Source organism: Chlamydiota bacterium, from assembly GCA_012729785.1.
Lineage (GTDB): Bacteria > Auribacterota > Tritonobacteria > UBA1439 > UBA1439 > UBA1439.
In genome coordinates this window covers 49792-67361 of the sequence record JAAYCL010000038.1, presented here as the reverse complement: position 1 = coordinate 67361, position 17570 = coordinate 49792, and the positions used below count along the sequence as shown (strand labels likewise).

The window sequence follows — 17570 nt, the reverse complement described above, 5'->3', positions numbered from 1 at the left end:
GATCCGCACAACCGGTTCTACAGGATCGCCAGATACTTGTCGATCTCGTACCGGGAGACGTGGACCCGGTACCGGTCCCACTCGATCTTCTTGTTCTCGATGAGCTTCTGGAAGATGTGGTCCCCGAGCGCCCTGTGCAGGAACGCGCTCCTCTCCGCCTCGACGATCGCCGCGTAGAGGCTCCCCGGGAGCGTCTTGATCCCGGCCGCGTCGCGCTCCTGCGGGCTGAACTCGAAGATGTCGTCCTCCATCGGCGCGGGGATGGTGTACTTCTTCTCGATCCCCTCGAGCCCCGCGGCGAGCATCGCGGCGAACGCGAGGTACGGGTTGCAGGCGGGGTCCGGCGCCCTGAACTCGATCCGCGTCGCCTTCTCCTTCCCGGGCTTGTACAGCGGCACGCGCACCATCGTCGAACGGTTGCGCTGCGCCCAGGAGATGTAGACCGGGGCTTCGTAGCCGGGGACGAGCCGCTTGTACGAGTTGATCCACTGGTTGGTGACGATGCAGAACTCCTTCGCGTGCGCGAGGATGCCGGCGGTGTACGACTTGGCGACGTCGGAGAGATGGTACGGGTCCTTCGCGTCGAAGAAGGCGTTCCGGTCCCCCTTGTTGAGCGACTGGTGGACGTGCATCCCGCTCCCGTTCTGCCCCTCGATCGGCTTGGGCATGAACGTGGCGTAGACCCCGCGCATCTGGGCGACCTGCTTGACCACCAGCCGGTAGGTCATCGCGTGGTCGGCCATCGCGAGCGCGTCGGCGTAGCGCAGGTCGATCTCGTGCTGACTCGGCGCCACCTCGTGGTGGTCGTACTCGACCTGGATCCCCATATCCTCGAGGATCTGGATCGTCTCGCGGCGGAGGTCGGCGCCGAGGTCCATCGGGACCATGTCGAAGTAGCCGCCCCGGTCGAGGACATCGGCCGCCCGGTCGTTCTTGAAGTAGAAATACTCCAGCTCGGGCCCGACCATCCAGCGGTAACCGAGGTCGGCGGCGTGCTTCAGGGCGCGCTTGAGGGCATAGCGCGGGTCGCCCTCGTACGGGTTTCCGTCCGGCGTGACGATGTCGCAGAACATCCGGGCCTCGCAGCCTTCGTTCTTCGGTCTCCAAGGGAGCAGGCAGAAGGTGGACGGGTCGGGCATCGCGACCATATCGCTCTCCTCGATCCGCGCGAACCCCTCGATCGAGGAGCCGTCGAAGCCCATCCCGGTCTCCAGGGCCTCGGCCAGCTCGGTGCGTGTGATGGAGAAGCCCTTGAGCCGGCCGAGAACGTCGGTGAACCAGAGGCGTATGAACCTGACATTGTGCTTCTTGACGAGTTCCAGAACCTCTGATTTCGTCCGTGCCATCGCGGTATCCCTCCGGATGCGCCGTGCATGTCGGCTGCGGCGCTATAGTACTTAATCCGCCCCGTCCGGGAAAGAGGATTCCGGCGGCCGATTCCGGCGAGAGGGGGGGATGCGCGCCTTCAAGGCGGGCCGGTTCCCGGCAGGGGCGTCGCGGTCCGGTCCAGGCACCATGCCCTCCAGCGCTCGAGGGCCTCCTCGCGCGACGCCGGATCGGCCGTTCGCGAGAAGCCCCGCGCGTCGCCGGTGATCTTCCCGAGGGCCTCCGCGGCCTCCTCCCTGACCTCGGTTCGGCGGTAGGGAACGAGCAGGGAGAAGCCGCTCGGGTTCGAGTCCTGGAGAAGGGCGCAGAGGGCGGGGATCGATCGCGGCGCCTTGAGCGCGCCGAGCGCCGCGGCGGCCGCGCCGCGCACGTGTGGGGTTTCGTCGCCGGCGGCCTTCTCGATGAGCGGGACCGCGTCGGCGTCGCCCATCTCCCCCAGGGCGGCGGCGGCCGAGCTGCGGACCCACGCGTCGGAATCCTCCAGCGCCTTCCTGAGCCGGGGGAGCGCGGCGCGGTCGCCGATCTTCCCGAGGGCGATTGCGGCGCTGTTCCTGACGCGGGCGGACGGTTCCTCGATCGCCTTCAGGGCGGCGGGAACCGACTCCTTGTCGCGGAGGTTGCCCGCCGCCGCGAGGGCGCAGGCCCTGACCTTCTCGGAGGGGTCGGAGAGGAGGCGCCTGATCTTCCCCGTGTGCTCCGGCATTCGGAGCTCCCCCATCACGCGGACCGCCTCCGCACGCGCCGACTCGTTCGGATCGTCGAGGAGCGGGGCGAGCACGGCGGGCGCGCCCTCGAGGCCGAGCTTGCCGATCGCCGCCGCCGCCTGCGCGCGCACCGGCCCGTCGGGGTCCTGCAGCGCCTCGCGGAGGGCCGGGAACGCCGCGGGCTCCCCGATCTCGCCGAGGACAAGGGCGGCGCGCGCCCGCCGGCCGGTTTCGGGCGCCTTCAGCTCGGCCTCGAGGTACTGGAGCACCGGCTTCCCCATCCCCCGCAGAAGCGCGGCGGTGGTCCTTCGGGTCTCCATCGTGCCGCCGGCCACGTGCCCCGCGAGCGTCCTGACCCGCTCCAGGTACGCGTCGGCCGCCTCGCCGTCGGCGGCGGGGGAGGGGAGGGGGACGAGGAGCATGCCGCAGCAGGCGGCCGCGAGGCGCCCGCGCAGCGGCCGGCCGGCCCGCGCCGCGGGGCGCGGCCTCAGCCGCGGTACGTCACCGAGTAGTTCGGCGTTTCCCATAGCTTCACCTCGGCGACGCCGAGCGGGGCGAGCCGGTCCCAGATCCAGCGAGCGATGAGCTCGGTGGTCGGCTTCTCGAACAGCTCGTTCAGGTCCCTGTGGTCGAGCGCCGAGATCACGCGCTCCTCCAGCTCCCGCTCAAGCGCGACGAAGTCGCGGACGATGCCGTCCGCGCCCAGCGGGCCGGTGAACGACGCCTCGATCCGCCAGCCGTGCCCGTGGAGCCGTTCGCACGGGGCGCCGGCGAGACGGAGACGGTGGGCGGCGTCGAAGCGCCCGGTTACCGTGACAAGGAATTCGCCCCGTTCCCTCTTCATCGGCCCTCCGGCATACCTCTCTGTGGCCGCGGCTGGGACGGCACCGCCTCCCGTCGCGGATGCCGCGGCTCTCCGCGGAGGCGTCCGTCCGTGTCGATCCGCGGCACGGACCTATCCGGGACGATTCGCGGCGGAGACTACGTTCGCTTTCCGCCGATCCGCACGAGCTCGTAGCTCCGCGTGCCCACGCCGATCTCCTCGGCGTACTCCAGTATCCTCCGCCAGCCCTTCACCCCGGTGGCGGCCGTGATCGCGTCCCCGTCCGGGTTCTTCCCCTTCAGGCGCGACGAGGAGAGCACCTGTCCCGCGTTCACCAGGTCCGTGGAGGCCTGGTCGATCGCCACCGGGTCGCGGGAGGCCACGATCCCGATGTCGGCGACGAACGGGGCGTCGTTCCATTCGTAGCAGTCGCATTCAGGCGACATCCGCAGGAGGAAGTTGAAGAACGCCGCGCGCCCCCCCTTGTTCGCGAGGATGGCCTTGACGTACTCGGCGGACTTCTCCAGCAGCGGCTCCGCGGCGGTCTCCCAGTTGACCGGGATCGCCTCGGCCGGGCAGACCGCCACGCACTCGCCGCAGCCGACGCATCTGTCCGTGTCGATCCCCGCCTTCCCTCCTTCCGCGAGGCGGATGGCCCCGTGGGCGCAGGAGCGGACGCACCGCCCGCAGGCGATGCAGCGGCCGCGGTCCACCTTCGGTTTCACGTCGGAGTGGAGGATCTGCTTCCCGGCGGGGGTCGTGCACCCCATCGCGATGTTCTTGAGCGCGCCGCCGAAGCCGAAGAGCTCGTGCCCCTTGAAATGGGCGAGGGAGAGGATCGCGTCCGCGCAGTAGATCGCCCCGGCGACCCGCACGCTCGGCACCCGTTTCCCGTCCGCGGGCACCTCGACTGAATCGCCGCCGCTGAGCCCGTCGGCGATGATGATCGGGGCCCCGGCGGAGGCGACGGAGAAGCCGTTCTTCAGGGCGGTGAGGATATGGTCGATCGCATTGTGGCGCCCGCCGGTGTAGAGCGTGTTCGTGTCGGTCAGGAACGGTTTCCCGCCCGCCTCCCGCACCTTCTCCACCAGGCGGCGGGCGAACGGGGGGGGGAGGAAGGCGACGTTGCCCCACTCGCCCCAATGGAGCTTGACCGCGACCTTGTCGCCGGGCCGCAGGAGGCCGCCGAAACCGACGAGGTCGAAGAGCCGGGCGGTCTTGTCGAGGAGCGACTCCCCCGACTTCGCCCTGAGGTCGGTGAAGTAGACGTTCGATTTCATCGTGGCCTCCCCCCGCCGCGGCGGGCGTTCAGTCCGGCGTCACGGCCAGACCCGGGCGGCGCCGGCGAGCTCCGCGAGGCGCCTGAACTCCCCGGGAGGGGTCGCCGCGGCGCCGAGCGTGTTCCCCGAGTTGTCCTTCCACCCGTGGTAGTCGCTGCCGCCGGTCTGGATGAGCCCGAGGTCGCGGGCGAACCCGCGGTAGCGCTCCCGCTGCGCGCCGGTATGGTCGGGCGTGTACACCTCGATGCCGGCGATGCCCCAGGCCGCCAGCTGCGGGATGAGCTCGTCGCCCCCCCAGAGGCCCGGGTGCGCGAGGACCGCGACGCCGCTGGCCTCCCGGATGAGGGCGATCGCCTCCCCGGGGGCGAGTTTCGAGCGCGGGGCGTAGGCGGGCTTCCCCTCCCCGATGAAGCGGTCGAACGCCTCGCGCATCGAGGAGACGTAACGCCTCTGGAGCATCACGCGGGCGATGTGGGGCCTTCCGACGGAGCCGCCGCCGGCCGCGGCAAAGATCTCTTCGGGATCGACCTCCATCCCGAGCGCGCCGAGCTTCTCGACGATGCGGCGCATCCGGACGATCCGCGCCTCTCGCAGCTCCGCGAGGGCGCGGCCGAGGCGTTCGTCGCGGTGGTCGAGGAAGTAGCCGAGGATATGGTACTCGAACGCCCCGTGGTAGGCGTTGATCTCAACCGCCGGCACGACCTCGATCCGCTCCTCTCCGGCCGCCTGGAGCGCCTCCTCGACGCCGTTGACGGTGTCGTGGTCGGCGATCCCCAGCGCCGAGAGCCCGGCTTCGCGGGCCTTCCGCACCACCTCGGCGGGGGCGAAGAGGCCGTCGGAGGCGTTTGTGTGGACGTGCAGGTCAATGCGCATCGGGGGACCGCCTGTGCCGGGGGGCGATGGCGCCGGGGCGGTGCGTCACGGCTGCCGCATGGTGCAGAAGATGTCGCCGTCCTTCCGCTCGAAGAGAATCGAGCCCCTCTTGGTGGTGTCTATCGTGTAGCGCTCGCCCGGCGGCTGGAGCCCGAGGAGGACGTCCCGGACATAGACCCTGAATTCGCCGGTGGAGAGTTTTTGGTAATCGGGCCGCCATTTGAGGAGCATGTCGGTGACGAAACGGACGTCGTCACCCGCCCACGGCTCCGCGCTGCAGAGGAACCGTTCGAGCCCGTCCGCGTCCGCGGCGGGCGGAGGCGTCTCGGCGCCGACCACGGACGCCGCCGCGATCGCCGCCGCAAGGAGGAACGCCCGGGCAGGGACGCTACGCGCCGTAGACGCGATTGACGATCTCATCGACCTTCTTCTCGATCGCCGCGGAGGGGGCGGAGGAGAACTCCCACCGCAGGTTCTGGAGGATGCGCTGCTTGGCGTGCTCCTTGCTGTGCGCGAGCCGCTGGAACAGGCGGGCCCGCTCCGCGATCTCGTCGTACTGCATCTTCTGAAACGCGTTGCTCTTGGCTGCCATCGGTCCCCCCGTTCAGGTCCGCCGGGATGCGTCTTCCCCGGCATATCGGCACTAGTATAGACGATCGGGCGCCCCGCGTCAATCGGCGGCTCCGCCGCCGCGCGGCGGGGCGGCGGGGAAAGGCGTCGGGGCGCGTCCCGCGCCGCGTGGCAGGCGCGGGGCGATGGAGATCGTGTCGATCTCGAGGTCCGCCGCGCCGGTGTGGACGACGCGCGCCGCGAGCGCCTCCCGGCGCGGCAGGGCGAAGTCGAGATCGACCGACCGGTAGCCGCCGGAATCCCCGCCCTCCGGCAGGGCGATCTCGCGCTCCGCGAGGATCCCGCCGTTCGCCCCGGAGAGCTCGATCCGCGCGAGGGGTGCGCCGGGGCGCGCGCCCCTGCACCGCATCAGGACCGTCAGACGGTAGGCGCCGGGATCGAGCGGGTGGGCGGGGGTCGCGGCGAGGACGCCGGGCGGCGAGGAATCCCGGTTCGCGCCGCGCGCCCGCCCGGGACCCGCCCCCGCGTCGGGGGCGCGAATCTCTCCCGTCTCCCCGGGAAGCCCCGCCGCGTCGTAGCGGCGGCGCCGGGTGAGGATCGCGCGGTGCAGCGCCGCCTCGGACCCGTCCGGGAGCGGGTAGGATTTGATCGTGTCGAGGTGGAGCCAGGGGGCGGTGAACCGTCTGAGTTCCTCCCGCTGCCCCGCCCCGACGAGGCGCGTGATGATGAACGCGGCGTCCCCGGGGGCCGCGGCGGAGATCCGGTAACGCCCGGCCTCGAGGCGGTAGATGAGGGCTGCGCCGTGGAACCGCGGGTGCGGCGCCAGGAACCAGCCCAGCGAGGTCCCGCCGGGCCCCGCCTGCGCCGAGAGGTCGCGCAGGATCTCGTCGATGCGCCACTCCTCGCGGAGGGGAACGCCGATGCCGGCGGCGGGGATGACGCCGCGGACGACCGGCAGCCCGGCCCCGCCCGGGCGGAGGGGGATCGAGAGGTCGAGCAGGGCGGCGGCGGAGGGGAAGGTGAAGGCGGCGGCGTTCAGCGCCGCCGCGAGGAGCGCGGCGGCGGCGAGGCCGCGCCGCCACGCGGGGCGCTGGAGCATCGCGATCCCCGCGGCGGTGAGCAGGGCGGCGGCCGGAAGCGCCGGGGCGAAGAGCCGGGGATCGCCCGCGCCGGAGAGAGAGAGGACAAGGAGCGGGACGAAAAGCCAGAGGAGCAGGGCGGGATCCGCCCTGCGGCGGACCGCCGCGGAACTGATGCCGGCGAGGAGGAGCAGCGCCATCGGGAGAAAGAAGACGGAGTCGACGAGGAGACGCGGGAACCGGAAGAAGCCGCGCGGGGACACTCCTTGGAAGAGCCCTCCCCACGCCGCCGCGAGTCGCGGGATGCACGGCGCGGCCGTCGCGGCGGCGACGGCGAGGGCGAGGAGGCGCAGCAACGCCCTCCGGGAGGGCGTGCCGCGGTAGCGCAGCGTGCGGCGGGGCCCGAACAGGATCCAGGCGATCGGGGGGGCGGCGAAGAGCGGGAAGAGGGGGGAGGAGAGGGTGCCCATCCCGAAGGCGAGGCCGAGGAGGAGGTGCCAGGGGATCGTGCGCGAGCGTTCGGCGCAAAGCGCCGCGCAGACCGCGGCGGCGGCCAGCGCCGCGTCGGCCGTCCCGGGCAGGTACTGTCTCGAGAGGCCGAGGGCGAGCGGGTAGGATACGGCGAGCGCCGCCGCCCCCGCGCCCGTCCCCTCGCCGTGGAGGATGCTCCCGATGCAGTAGACCGAGACAAGGAGAAGGGCGAGGAACGGGATGTTCGCGAGGACGGCCGCCGCGCGCGTACGCCCGACGCGCGAGAGACAGGGGGCCGCCGCCGCGTGCAGGAGCGGGGCCGATTCAGAGGAGACGAGCGCCGCCACGAGACGGGGCCGTTCCCGCAGGGGCCGGTCGAACGCCGCCCGCCAGCGGAGGCCGAGGCGGAGGCAGTCGGCCTCGTCCCTCGAGGGGGGGAGGGTGTCGAGGCGCTGCGTCTGCACGATGCAGGCGGCGCAGGCGGCCGCGGCGAGGAGCAGCAACGGCCAAGTGCGCCGGGCGCCTGGGGCGGGGTACGGGTGGGGTGCGGCCATCGGCATCACGGCCCCGCGCTCAGTCCTCGCGCGTCTCCTCCTCGGCGATGATGCGGAACGCGTCCTCCGGCGTCGCGGCGGTGCGGAGCCTCTCGAGGAACGCGTCGCTCTGGGAGAGCGCGGCGATGTTGGCGAGCGCCTTGACGTGGGGGCCCGACATCCCGGTGGGGGCGGAGAGGAAGAAGAAGATGAACGACGGCTTCCCGTCCATCGCCTCGAAATCGCGGCCGTCGGGCGCAACGGCCAGCGAGCAGGTGAGCTCGCGGACGGCGTCGGTCTTGCAGTGCGGGATCGCGACCCCGCGCGCGAGTCCGGTGGTCGCCTCGGCCTCGCGCCGCATCGCCGCCTCCACGAGTTGCCCCTCGTCGGCGACCTTCCCGGCCGAGGCCAGTATGCCGACGAGCTCCTCGACGATGCCGCGCTTGTCGCGGCTTTGGAGCCCGATCCGGATCAGGTTCGGGGTGAGCAGTTCGGTCAGTTGCATGGCGGTGCCTTTCCGTGTCTCTTGCCGCGGAGGCGACGACGAGGTCTCCCGCCGCGGATACAGGCGAACCTTCGCTGACGCAAGAAACCGCGTCTTCAGCCGCGGCCGAAACCTGTCTGCGCGCGTCCCCGCCTGCCGGCAGGCGCGCGGATCCGCGGCCGGGGGGCTATTCCACGCCGTCGTACAGCGCGCGGATCCTCTCCTCCCCCTTCACGACGAGGACCGGGCACTGCGCCTCGCGGAAGATCCGCTCCCCCTCGTTGAAGTAGTAGTCCCTCCGCGAGGCGGGGGCGTCGGGTTCCCCCATCACCAGCAAATCCGCCCTCATCTCGCGCGCCTTCGCGGTGACGATCGTGTGGACCTCGCCCTTCTCGAGGATCGTGGAGATCGGGACCCCCTTCGCCTCGGCCAAATCCCGGACATGGTTCAGGTACCGGCGCCCGTTCTCCTCGAAATCGCGCGCGTAGTCCCTCTCCTCCATCTGGATGAAGATGCGCGCCTTCAGGAGGCCGGCGAGTATCTTCGTGTCCACCACATAGACGGCGATGAGCTCGGCGCCGAGGAGGCGCGCGAGCGCCACCGCGTACTGGGCGGCGAGGAGGGAACGCTCGTTCCCGCCGATGCTGACCAGTATCCTCCCGATGCCGCGGGCCTGCGCCATACGTTCAGCCGCCCCCCCGGGCCCCGCTCCGCGCGCCGGAAAGGCGCGCCTTGATCATCTTGAGGACGAAGAACGACTCCCGCTCGGATTCCTCGAGGGTGTTCGCGATGTATTGTAGGACGTCCGTGTAGTCGGGGATATAGATTTTTTCGAGCGCGTTCACGCGCCGCATGCTCTTCTTGACCTCGGCCGCGAGGCGGAGGACCGAGTTGAACATCCCGGTGAACGCGTCGAGGAGTTTCACCGCCTCGGCGAAGAGCCGCTGCGCCTCGTCGAGCCGGAATCCGGTCTGCCGCGCGGGGTAGAACGGCGGTTCGCCGCGGGCGGTGGAGTGCACGACCGGGAGGCCGACCCCCATCACCCTGCGCTCGGAGACGCGCGTCTCCACCCTCGCGTCGACGGCCCACGACGCCTCGCGGACGGCGCGCCGCCCCGAGTCGAGCACCGCCCGGTCCAGCGCGGCGAACGCCTCCCCGAGCTTCTCGTCGAGCCGCCGCTGCGTGTGCGCGGCCTCCGCCGCGAGGTCGAGGAGCTCGGCGACGAGGATATCGCGCTTCTTCGTGAGGAGCTCGTGCCCCTCGCGGGCGAAGGCGAGGCTCGCCGCCGCGGCGAGCAGGTTCGACTTCGTCGGGGCTATCGCGTCTCGCGGCATTGCGGCGCTTTCTCCTCGATCGTCGGGGCGTGTCGACACTACCGCGGGTAGTGCCGTTCCATCTCCTCGTCCGTCATCCGGTGGAGCTCCTCCCGGGGGAGGAGGCGCAGCATCTGCCAACCGAGGTCGAGTGTGCGCTCGATCGGCCGATCCTCGTGCTCCCCCTGGCGCAAAAACGACCCCTCGAACTCCCTGCCGAAGGCGAGGTAGGCGGTGTCGAGCGGGCTCAGCTCTTCCTCCCCGATGACGGAGGCGAGGGCGCGGAGATCCTTTACGTGGGAGTACGCCTCGAAGAGCTGCCCGGCGAGGTGCGCGTGGTCCGCGCGGGTGATCCCCTCGCCGATCCCGTCCTTCATCAGGCGGGAGAGCGACGGGAGGCCCGCGACGGGGGGGTAGATCCCGCGCCCGAAGAGATCCCGATCCAGCACGATCTGCCCCTCCGTGATGAAGCCGGTGAGATCGGGGATCGGGTGCGTGATGTCGTCGTTCGGCATCGTCAGGATGGGGATCTGCGTGATCGAGCCGGGGATCCCGCGGACCATCCCGGCGCGCTCGTAGATGCTCGCGAGGTCGCTGTACAGGTACCCCGGGTACCCTTTCCGGCTCGGGATGTCCCCCCGCACCGTCGCGATCTCGCGCAGACTCTCGCAGTAGTTCGAGACGTCGGTGAGGACGACCAGCACGTGCATCCCCTCGTCGAAGGCGAGGTGTTCGGCGAGCGTCAGGGCGGCCCGCGGCGTGATCAGCCGCTCCACCGGGGGGTCGTCGGCGAGGTTGAGGAAGAGCGCCGCGTTCTCCAACGCCCCGCTCTCCTCGAAACTGTCGGTGAAGAAGCGGGCGGTGTCGTACTTGATCCCCATCGCCGCGAAGACGACCGCGAACCGGGTCTCCTCGCCGAGGATCCTCGCCTGCCGGGCGATCTGCGCGGCGAGGCGGTTGTGGGGCAGGCCGCTCCCGGAGAAGATCGGGAGCTTCTGCCCGCGGATGAGGGTGTTCATCCCGTCGATGGCGGAGATGCCGGTCTGGATGAACCGCTTCGGGTATTCGCGCGCGGTCGGATTGATCGGGAGGCCGTTGACGTCGAGGAGGGTTCCTCCGATCGGCTCAGGGCCGCCGTCGCGCGGGCGCCCGATGCCGTCGAAGACGCGCCCGAGCATCTCCCTCGACACGGAAAGCTCGAGCGGCCGCCCGCGGAAGCGCACCCGGGTGTCCGGGATGGTGAGCCCCATCGTCCCTTCGAAGATCTGCAGGGCGGCCAGTTCGTCCGACGTCTCCAGGACGAGGCCGAGACGGGTCTCGCCGTCCGCGCCGCGGACCTCGGCGAGCTCGTTGAAGCCCACGCTCCCCGCGCCCCTGACGATCACGAGCGGTCCGAGCACCTCGGAGATCCCGCGGTACTCGCGGGCGCCCGCCGCCCGCTCAGCGCCGCCCATAGCGCGCCTCCAGTTCGGCGATCGAGCGCTCGAGTTCCTCCCCCATCCGGTCGAGCGCGGAGAGGTCGTCGTTGGGCACCGTCTGCCGCATCCGCATCATCTCCCGGTAGGAGGGGAGCCCGCGCACGGCGACGAGGGTGGCCCCCTTCTGCAGGGCGCGGCTCCCGAGCCGGTGGAAGCGGAGGATGAGCGAGAGCATCTTCATCTGCTTCTCCGCCGGCGTGTAGGCGTCCCGGGCGCTGAAGGCGTCCTGCTGGAGGAACGAGTTCTTGAAGAGGGCGCAGGTCTCCAGCACGATGCGCTGGGAATCCGGGAGGACGTCGGGCCCCACCAGCTTGACCACCTGCTGGAGGCGGTTCTCCTGCTGGAGGAGCCCCATGATCTCGGCGCGCAGTTCCCGCCACTGCGGGAAGCCCTGCGCCTCCCACCAGGGGGCGAGCTCCTCGACGTACTCGCTGTACGAGTCGATCCAACTGACCGCGGGGTAGTGGCGGGCGTTGGCCAGCTTGCGGTCGAGCAGCCAGAGGGCGCGCACGAAGCGCTTGGAGTGCTGGGTCACCGGCTCGGAGAAGTCGCCCCCCGGCGGCGACACGGAGCCGATCACCGTCACGGATCCCTCCTCCCCGCCGAGCGTCGTCACCGCGCCGCCGCGCTCGTAGAACTCGGCGAGGCGGGTGGGGAGGTAGGAGGGGAACCCCTCGTCCGCGGGGAGCTCCTCGAGGCGCCCGGAGAGCTCCCGCAGCGCCTCGGCCCACCGCGAGGTGGAGTCGGCCATCACCGCGACATGGTAGCCCATGTCCCGGTAATACTCGGCGAGGGTGATGCCGGTGTAGATCGACGCCTCGCGCGCCGCCACCGGCATGTTCGAGGTGTTGGCGATCAGGATCGTCCGCTCCATCAGCGGCCTCCCGGTGCGGGGATCGAGGAGCTTGGGGAACTCGGTGAGCACGTCGGTCATCTCGTTCCCGCGCTCCCCGCAGCCGATGAAGACGATCACCTGGGCGTCGCACCACTTGGCGAGGGCATGCTGGAGCATCGTCTTGCCGGTGCCGAACCCCCCGGGGAGCACCACGGTGCCCCCCTTGGCGACCGGGAAGAGGGTGTCGATCACGCGCTGCCCGGTGGCGAGCACGGCCGCCGGCGGCATCTTCCGCGCGTACGGGAGGCCCCTGCGCACCGGCCAGCGCCGGCAGAGCGTCACCGCCCGCTCCCCCCCGGGGCCGGAGATGACGGCGATCGTGTCGTTGAGGCGGTACTCACCCTCGGGCGCGATCGACGTGATTCTCCCCTCGGCCCCCGGCGGCGCCAGCACGCGGTGCTCGATGCTCCCCGTCTCTTGGACGGCGGCGATGACCGCGCCGGCGCGGACCGGGTCGCCGGCCCGCAGGCGCGGCGCGACAGGCCAGGTCCGCTCCCGGTCGAGGACCGGCAGGTGGATGCCGCGCCGGATATACTGTCCCCCCGCGTCCCGTATCGCGGCGAGCGGTCGCTGGATGCCGTCGAAGATCCCTCCGAGAAGGCCGGGACCGAGCTCCGCCGAGAGCGGCATCCCGGTGCCGTAGATGGGCTCGCCGGGCTTGAGGCCGGTCGTGTCCTCGTAGACCTGGAGGGCGGCCCGCTCCCCGTCGAGGCGGACGATCTCGCCGACGAGGCGGTCGGCGCCGACCTCGGCCAGCTCGAGCATCTGCGCGTCCTTGACGCCGCGCGCCTGCACGAGCGGCCCGACGACCCGGCTCACCCGCCCGATCACCCTTCCGCCCGTGGTAATCGCATTCATGCCCATGCCCCTTCAGAGGCGCCGCGTCTCCGCGTCGCCGCCGCGCCTCCCTCTACCCGAACAGCGCCTTCGAGACCAGCAGCCGGATCTCCCTGCCGTTCCGGAAGATCTTCGCCTCGAGGGTGTTGTCCACCGAGACCCGCCCCGTGCGCGACCGCGCGACCGCGCCGACGCCCGGGGCCGGCTCCGCCGCGACGGCGACGGATGCGTCCGCGATCCCCTCCCGCGCGAGCGCCTCGGCGATCTCGCGGAGCGCCGCGCCGTCGAGCCGCTCCCGGTCTCCGGGGGGGAGGAGGATCTCCGCCTCCCGCTCGCCGAGTTCCAGGACGGCCTCGGCGGCGAGCCGCTTCAGCACCCCGGCGTACCCAGGCTCCAGGCGCAGTCCCGCGATCCTCCGCCGCACGCGGCCCATCACCTCCTCGATGAGCCGCTCGCGCTCCGCGAGCTCGTTCCGGCGCGCATCGAGGCGCACCTTTGCGAGGAGGCGCGTCTCCTCCTGCGCGGCCGCGGCGCGGCCCCGGAGGACCGCCTCCTCGCGGAGGCGCGCCGCCTCCGCCTCCGCCTGCGCGATGCGGGCGGACGCCTTCTCGGCGGCGAGGCGGAGCAGTTCGGCGGCCTGCGCCGCGGCGTCCTCGGCGATCCTGCGGCAGAGGTCGGCGGCTCCCTGCGGTTCCATCTCCGTCTCCCCGGCTCGGCCGGGCCGTGCGTTTGCGTTCATACGGTGACGCCCACCGCGGCCTTGACCAGCTCCCGGATGGTCTTGCGCCCCTCCATCGGGCCGCGCCGGTCCGGGATCTCGACGACAAGCGGTTTCCCGCGGAGGCGGCAGGCGTCGATTTCGGCCTTCACCGCGGCCGCGATCCGTTCGGTGATCACGACGACCGAGACCTCCCCGGCCGCCGCGGCGGCCTTCAACGCCTCCCGCGCCTCGTACGGCGTCCGCGCCGCCCGCCCCTCGATCCCCGCGAGGCGGAAGCCGGTCACCGTCTGGTCGTCGCCGATGACGAGGTAGCCCACGATCGATTCCTTTTGGCGCGCGCCGCGCCGGTCAGACGCGCATCAGGATGAGGAACGCGATGACCCAGCCCCAGATCGCGATCCCCTCGGCGAGCCCGACGAAGATGATCGCCCGGCCCGCCAGTTCCGGCTTCTCGGCGATCGCCCCCATCGCCGCGGCGCCCACGTAGGCGACCGCGATCCCCGCCGCGAGCGATCCGACCGCCACGGCGATCGAGGCGGCGATGAAGGCGCCGCGCACCACGTTCGGGTCCGTGTTTTTGACCGCCGCCTCGTCCTGGGCGTGTGCCGTGCGGGCGACGCCCGCGAGGCCTATGCACGCCGCCGCGAGGACCGGCACGAGCAGCGCCGCCCCCGTGAACCTTCTCAGCATTACGCTCCGCGAACCGTTCATCCGTCTCCTCCTTGTTGCCGCACGCCGAGGGGGCGGCGGTTTCGCCGCGCCCTCAGGTCTCCGCGATCGAGATCGGCTCGTACGCGGCGCCGTCCCCCGCGAAGAACTTGCCGAAGAACTCGTTGTACTCGAGGCGCACCGCCTGTATGGTCACGATCATCCCCTCCAGGCAAAAGATGAGGAGGTTCCCCAGCAGGATGATCAGCGCCGATGAGTAGGTCCCCCCCGGCGTGCGGGCGATGACGTCCGACAAACTGAAGACTGCCATAAAGAGCATCCCGTGCGCCAGCGCAAAGGCGCCGACACGTATGAACGAGAGGGTGTTCGAGAGGAAGCCGACGAAGATCTCGACCACCTCGATGACCATCTCGAGGAGATAGGTGAGCGGTCCGTCGGGGAAGAGCCGGGGGCTCTTCCCGGCGAGGCGCGAGAACGGGGCCTTCAGGAAGAGGAGCAGCACCGGCGTCCCCACGACCCAGAGGATGATCCGCGGGCTGACGGAGGAGTCGTTGAGCATCAGGGCGTTGATGGCGAGCCCCGCGCCCCCCCAGTAGATGACGCCGGCGAGCAGGCCCGCCTTGTCGAAGATGCCCCGCACCCAGTCGCGGGTCCTGAGGGCGTCGGCGATGTTGAGGAGGAGGCCGAGGGTCACCACCGCGATGCCGAGGAAGATCGCCGCCTTGAGGAACAGGAAGACGTCGCTCATCGGCCGCACCCAGAGCGGCCTGAACCAGCTCTCCACGCCGAAGAAGCTGCCGTACAGGAAGCCGAACGCGGTCGAGGAGAGCCCGCACGCGAAGAGGAGGGCCCCCGACTTCTTCACCTGCGGCGCGCGGCGCCCCCTGACCAGCAGGGCGCCGATGAGGGCGAGGACGAGTCCCTGCCCGATGTCCCCGAACATCACGCCGAACATCAGGAGGAAGGTCACCGCCACGAAGATCGTGGGGTCTATCGTGCCGTAGGCGGGGATGCCGTAGGTCGCGGTGAGGAGTTCGAACGGCCTGGCGAAGAACGGATTCTTGAAGAGGACCGGAACCTTCACGCGCCCCTCGGCCACGCCGGGGACCTCGGCCGGCGGACGGATATTGAGGTAGTAGCGGCCGCCGGTCGCGGATTCGATCGCCGCCTTGAGGGCCGGCACGCGGGCGTCGGGGACCCAGCCGGAGATCAGGCTGGCGCTCCCGGTCCTCCTGAAGCGGCTGCGCGCGGAGGCGAGGAGCCTCGTGCAGGCGATCCGCGCGCTCAGCTCGGCGAGCGGGCCGCGGCAGCGCCCGCGCGCCGCCGCGATCTCCCCGTCCAGCGCCTCGATGCGCGCGCGCAGCGCCTCCGTCTTCCCGCGCAGGGCGCCCCCGACGTCGCCCGCCTGCCCCGCGGGAGGGGCGACCGGCTCGAACGCCGCTTCCCGGAGGGCCGCGTCGAGCGCCGCCTTGTCTTTCTTCAACCCGAGCGCCGCCACCGTGACGCGGTCGCCCTCGGAGCCGAGCGGCATCAGGACGTGGGGGACCCCGTCCAGCGTGCGCTCGAGGAGGGCGAAGCCGCGGCGGCTGACCCTCCCGGTGGAGATCTCGAGGAACGAGTGGCGCGCGCCGGCGTCGAGGCGCGCCAGCGGGCCGAGGGCGGCCGCCTCCCGGGCGATCGCGAGAAGCTTCTCGAGCTCCTGCGCCTTCGAGCCGCGCTCGATGACCAGCCCCCCGACCTCGGCGTCGAGGGCGGCGAGTTTTTCCTCCCACTCGTCGAGGTCGGCGGCCGAGAGGCGCTGCGCCGCGCGGGAGACCCTGCGGGGCAGCTCCCTGATCCCGATCCCCCGGGCGAGTTCGCGGAGCTTCTTCTCGAGACGATCCGTCCGAAGGAGCGTCTCGCCGGTCTCCTCCGCGGCGAGGTCCTGCGCCCAGTCCCCGATCTCGCCGCAGTCGGCCAGATGCATCACGCCCGCCTCGGCGATTTTGCCGGTCACGGCGTCGAGATCCTCCTTGAGGACGAGGACATTCACCTGCGACATCGTTTCCGGCTTGAACACGTTGCCTCCAGACGGCCGGGCTGCCGAACCGCCGCCCCCGCGGCGGTTCAGACGAGCTGCTCCGCCGCGATGCCGAGACTCTTTCCCGCCAGTATCCTCCGGATCCGCCACGACTCCGCCCGGGAGAGGGACAGGTACGCGATGACGGTCCCGATGCCGAACGGGAACCCGGCGAGCGCGTGCCGAGCCTCCGAGGCGAGCGCCTCCTCGAGGAGCGTCCCCACGAACCGCAACTGCTCCAGCGCGTCGGCCTCGCGCGCGGCGGAGGGGGGGGGGAGGGAGACGCCCCCCAGGGTCTCGACGACGAGGCGGGGGCTTTTCGCCGTGTAGGCGCGCAGCAGGAGATCCTCGCGCAGCCGGTGGCCGCCGGGGAGCAGCGTCCGCCGCGCCTCCTCCGCGGTCAGCCCGGTGTAGCGCATCAGGCGGAGGAGGTTCTCGATGTTGCGGATGTCCACCTCGGTGCCGATGATCCGCGCCGCCGCGAGCCGGTCCGCGCGGCCGAGCCCGCGCACGGCCTCGCCCAGGCGCCGGTAGTAGTCGATCTCGATCGCCGACTCGAGGGTGAACAGCTTCCCGGTCCGGCGGTACCGCGGGTAGGCGGAGACGAGCGGCTTTCGGTACGGGGTCTCCTCCAGGAGCAGGATGATCTCCTCGATGCCGGAGGCCTTCAGCATCGCCTCCACCGGGATCTCGCGGCAGATCGTCTCCGCGATGATCCCGTCGCGTTCCTCCCACGCCTTCTCGCTCCAGATGCGGATGATCCGCTCCACCTTCCCCACGTCGTACAGTTCCAGCAGCGCGAAGACGAATTCCGCCACGGCCCCCTTCGCATGGCGGAGGATCGCGCGGTGGCGCTCGATCTCGAGCTCGATGAGGAGCTTCTCCGCCGCCTCCGGCGCCGCGCCGCGCTCGATCGCGGCCGCGACGGGGCGGTACTCGGTGTCGAGGAGCATCGCGGCCGCCTCCTGGAGGTCCGCGGCGCGGGCGAGGGAGGCGAAAAACCGCTCGTCGAGCCGCGCGCGCAGCCGCGCGCGCAGGAACGCGTTCAGGAATGCGTATCTCGCGAGCGATATCATCCCAGCAGAAACTCCATGACGGCCTTCGCCGCCCCGTCGAGGAGCGGCTCCTTCTCGCGCGCGGCGCGCGCGGCGTTTTCCTGCGCCTCCCGCAGGATGCGCTCCCGCTCGGCCTCGCCGGCGAGGCGCGCGGCGGACCGCACGCGGTTGGTCTCCTCGCGCGCCTCCCGCTCCGCCCGCGCGGCGATCTCCGCCGCCTTCCGCTCGGCGTCGGCGCGCATCGCGTCGGCCTCGAGACGCGCCTGCGCGAGGCGTTTCCTGCCGTCCGCCTCGGCCCGCAGCACCTGCTCGACGGCGTCCTTCATCGGCATGCGAACCC

The 17570-nt window shown here is 71.5% G+C and carries 19 protein-coding genes; all 19 read right to left on the bottom strand.

Annotated features, from left to right (window positions below; genetic code table 11):
- Positions 1-17 precede the first annotated feature (17 nt).
- The 19 genes from GXY35_09990 to GXY35_09900 all read right to left on the bottom strand — a co-directional run bounded on the left by GXY35_09990 (position 18) and on the right by GXY35_09900 (position 17562).
- The gene (locus tag GXY35_09990) at positions 18-1346 is read right to left on the bottom strand and encodes a glutamine synthetase (GenBank protein ID NLW94906.1); all 1329 of its coding nucleotides are present in this window, start codon (positions 1344-1346) and stop codon (positions 18-20) included.
- A 119-nt stretch (positions 1347-1465) separates the two neighbouring features.
- The gene (locus GXY35_09985) at positions 1466-2617 is read right to left on the bottom strand and encodes a HEAT repeat domain-containing protein (GenBank protein ID NLW94905.1); all 1152 of its coding nucleotides are present in this window, start codon (positions 2615-2617) and stop codon (positions 1466-1468) included.
- Positions 2578-2934 (bottom strand): 6-carboxytetrahydropterin synthase, encoded by a 357-nt coding sequence (locus tag GXY35_09980; protein NLW94904.1) that lies wholly within the window; start codon positions 2932-2934, stop codon positions 2578-2580. The genes GXY35_09985 and GXY35_09980 overlap by 40 nt, the downstream gene beginning before the upstream one ends.
- A 137-nt stretch (positions 2935-3071) precedes the next feature.
- Positions 3072-4193, bottom strand: coding sequence for a DUF362 domain-containing protein (locus tag GXY35_09975; protein ID NLW94903.1), 1122 nt, complete (start codon positions 4191-4193; stop codon positions 3072-3074).
- 39 nt (positions 4194-4232) lie between these two features.
- A complete protein-coding gene (locus tag GXY35_09970; protein NLW94902.1) occupies positions 4233-5066 on the bottom strand; it encodes a PHP domain-containing protein in 834 nt (277 codons plus the stop codon).
- Between the two features lie 45 nt (positions 5067-5111).
- Complete coding sequence (locus GXY35_09965; GenBank protein NLW94901.1) at positions 5112-5486, bottom strand: hypothetical protein; 375 nt, start codon at positions 5484-5486, stop codon at positions 5112-5114.
- Positions 5455-5658: a hypothetical protein gene (locus GXY35_09960; protein ID NLW94900.1), complete on the bottom strand. Its 204-nt coding sequence runs from the start codon at positions 5656-5658 to the stop codon at positions 5455-5457. Before GXY35_09960 ends, GXY35_09965 begins: the two co-directional genes overlap by 32 nt.
- Positions 5659-5736: 78 nt before the next feature.
- Entirely contained in the window at positions 5737-7746 is a 2010-nt protein-coding gene (locus tag GXY35_09955) for a hypothetical protein (protein NLW94899.1), read from the bottom strand.
- Positions 7747-7759: 13 nt separating this feature from the next.
- Positions 7760-8224, bottom strand: a complete 465-nt coding sequence (locus GXY35_09950; protein NLW94898.1) for a PTS sugar transporter subunit IIA — start codon at positions 8222-8224, stop codon at positions 7760-7762.
- Between the two features lie 166 nt (positions 8225-8390).
- Positions 8391-8885 (bottom strand): universal stress protein, encoded by a 495-nt coding sequence (locus GXY35_09945; GenBank protein NLW94897.1) that lies wholly within the window; start codon positions 8883-8885, stop codon positions 8391-8393.
- 4 nt (positions 8886-8889) lie between these two features.
- Positions 8890-9537 (bottom strand): V-type ATP synthase subunit D, encoded by a 648-nt coding sequence (locus GXY35_09940; protein ID NLW94896.1) that lies wholly within the window; start codon positions 9535-9537, stop codon positions 8890-8892.
- Positions 9538-9575: 38 nt separating this feature from the next.
- On the bottom strand, positions 9576-10970 hold the full coding sequence (locus GXY35_09935) for a V-type ATP synthase subunit B (protein NLW94895.1): 1395 nt from the start codon (positions 10968-10970) through the stop codon (positions 9576-9578).
- Positions 10957-12747, bottom strand: a complete 1791-nt coding sequence (locus GXY35_09930; GenBank protein NLW94894.1) for a V-type ATP synthase subunit A — start codon at positions 12745-12747, stop codon at positions 10957-10959. The genes GXY35_09935 and GXY35_09930 overlap by 14 nt, the downstream gene beginning before the upstream one ends.
- A gap of 52 nt (positions 12748-12799) precedes the next feature.
- Positions 12800-13423, bottom strand: a complete 624-nt coding sequence (locus GXY35_09925; GenBank protein ID NLW94893.1) for a hypothetical protein — start codon at positions 13421-13423, stop codon at positions 12800-12802.
- 38 nt (positions 13424-13461) lie between these two features.
- On the bottom strand, positions 13462-13764 hold the full coding sequence (locus GXY35_09920; GenBank protein NLW94892.1) for a Vacuolar H+transporting two-sector ATPase F subunit: 303 nt from the start codon (positions 13762-13764) through the stop codon (positions 13462-13464).
- Between the two features lie 31 nt (positions 13765-13795).
- Positions 13796-14137: a H+transporting two-sector ATPase C subunit gene (locus GXY35_09915; GenBank protein ID NLW94891.1), complete on the bottom strand. Its 342-nt coding sequence runs from the start codon at positions 14135-14137 to the stop codon at positions 13796-13798.
- 73 nt (positions 14138-14210) lie between these two features.
- Entirely contained in the window at positions 14211-16175 is a 1965-nt protein-coding gene (locus tag GXY35_09910) for a hypothetical protein (GenBank protein NLW94890.1), read from the bottom strand.
- Between the two features lie 47 nt (positions 16176-16222).
- Positions 16223-17251: a V-type ATPase subunit gene (locus tag GXY35_09905; protein NLW94889.1), complete on the bottom strand. Its 1029-nt coding sequence runs from the start codon at positions 17249-17251 to the stop codon at positions 16223-16225.
- A complete protein-coding gene (locus GXY35_09900) occupies positions 17248-17562 on the bottom strand; it encodes a hypothetical protein (protein NLW94888.1) in 315 nt (104 codons plus the stop codon). Before GXY35_09900 ends, GXY35_09905 begins: the two co-directional genes overlap by 4 nt.
- Positions 17563-17570 lie beyond the last annotated feature (8 nt).

Excerpts from the sequence above, each read along its gene's own strand:
- GXY35_09915 (NLW94891.1), bottom strand. The coding sequence starts at position 14,137 with ATGCTGAGAAGGTTCACGGGGGCGGCGCTGCTCGTGCCGGTCCTCGCG.
- GXY35_09945 (NLW94897.1), bottom strand. The coding sequence starts at position 8,885 with ATGGCGCAGGCCCGCGGCATCGGGAGGATACTGGTCAGCATCGGCGGG.
- GXY35_09900 (NLW94888.1), bottom strand. The coding sequence starts at position 17,562 with ATGCCGATGAAGGACGCCGTCGAGCAGGTGCTGCGGGCCGAGGCGGAC.
- GXY35_09925 (NLW94893.1), bottom strand. The coding sequence starts at position 13,423 with ATGGAACCGCAGGGAGCCGCCGACCTCTGCCGCAGGATCGCCGAGGAC.
- GXY35_09960 (NLW94900.1), bottom strand. The coding sequence starts at position 5,658 with ATGGCAGCCAAGAGCAACGCGTTTCAGAAGATGCAGTACGACGAGATC.
- GXY35_09970 (NLW94902.1), bottom strand. The coding sequence starts at position 5,066 with ATGCGCATTGACCTGCACGTCCACACAAACGCCTCCGACGGCCTCTTC.
- GXY35_09985 (NLW94905.1), bottom strand. The coding sequence starts at position 2,617 with ATGGGAAACGCCGAACTACTCGGTGACGTACCGCGGCTGAGGCCGCGC.
- GXY35_09950 (NLW94898.1), bottom strand. The coding sequence starts at position 8,224 with ATGCAACTGACCGAACTGCTCACCCCGAACCTGATCCGGATCGGGCTC.
- GXY35_09980 (NLW94904.1), bottom strand. The coding sequence starts at position 2,934 with ATGAAGAGGGAACGGGGCGAATTCCTTGTCACGGTAACCGGGCGCTTC.
- GXY35_09935 (NLW94895.1), bottom strand. The coding sequence starts at position 10,970 with ATGGGCGGCGCTGAGCGGGCGGCGGGCGCCCGCGAGTACCGCGGGATC.
- GXY35_09975 (NLW94903.1), bottom strand. The coding sequence starts at position 4,193 with ATGAAATCGAACGTCTACTTCACCGACCTCAGGGCGAAGTCGGGGGAG.
- GXY35_09965 (NLW94901.1), bottom strand. The coding sequence starts at position 5,486 with ATGAGATCGTCAATCGCGTCTACGGCGCGTAGCGTCCCTGCCCGGGCG.
- GXY35_09990 (NLW94906.1), bottom strand. The coding sequence starts at position 1,346 with ATGGCACGGACGAAATCAGAGGTTCTGGAACTCGTCAAGAAGCACAAT.
- GXY35_09955 (NLW94899.1), bottom strand. The coding sequence starts at position 7,746 with ATGCCGATGGCCGCACCCCACCCGTACCCCGCCCCAGGCGCCCGGCGC.
- GXY35_09905 (NLW94889.1), bottom strand. The coding sequence starts at position 17,251 with ATGATATCGCTCGCGAGATACGCATTCCTGAACGCGTTCCTGCGCGCG.
- GXY35_09940 (NLW94896.1), bottom strand. The coding sequence starts at position 9,537 with ATGCCGCGAGACGCGATAGCCCCGACGAAGTCGAACCTGCTCGCCGCG.
- GXY35_09930 (NLW94894.1), bottom strand. The coding sequence starts at position 12,747 with ATGAATGCGATTACCACGGGCGGAAGGGTGATCGGGCGGGTGAGCCGG.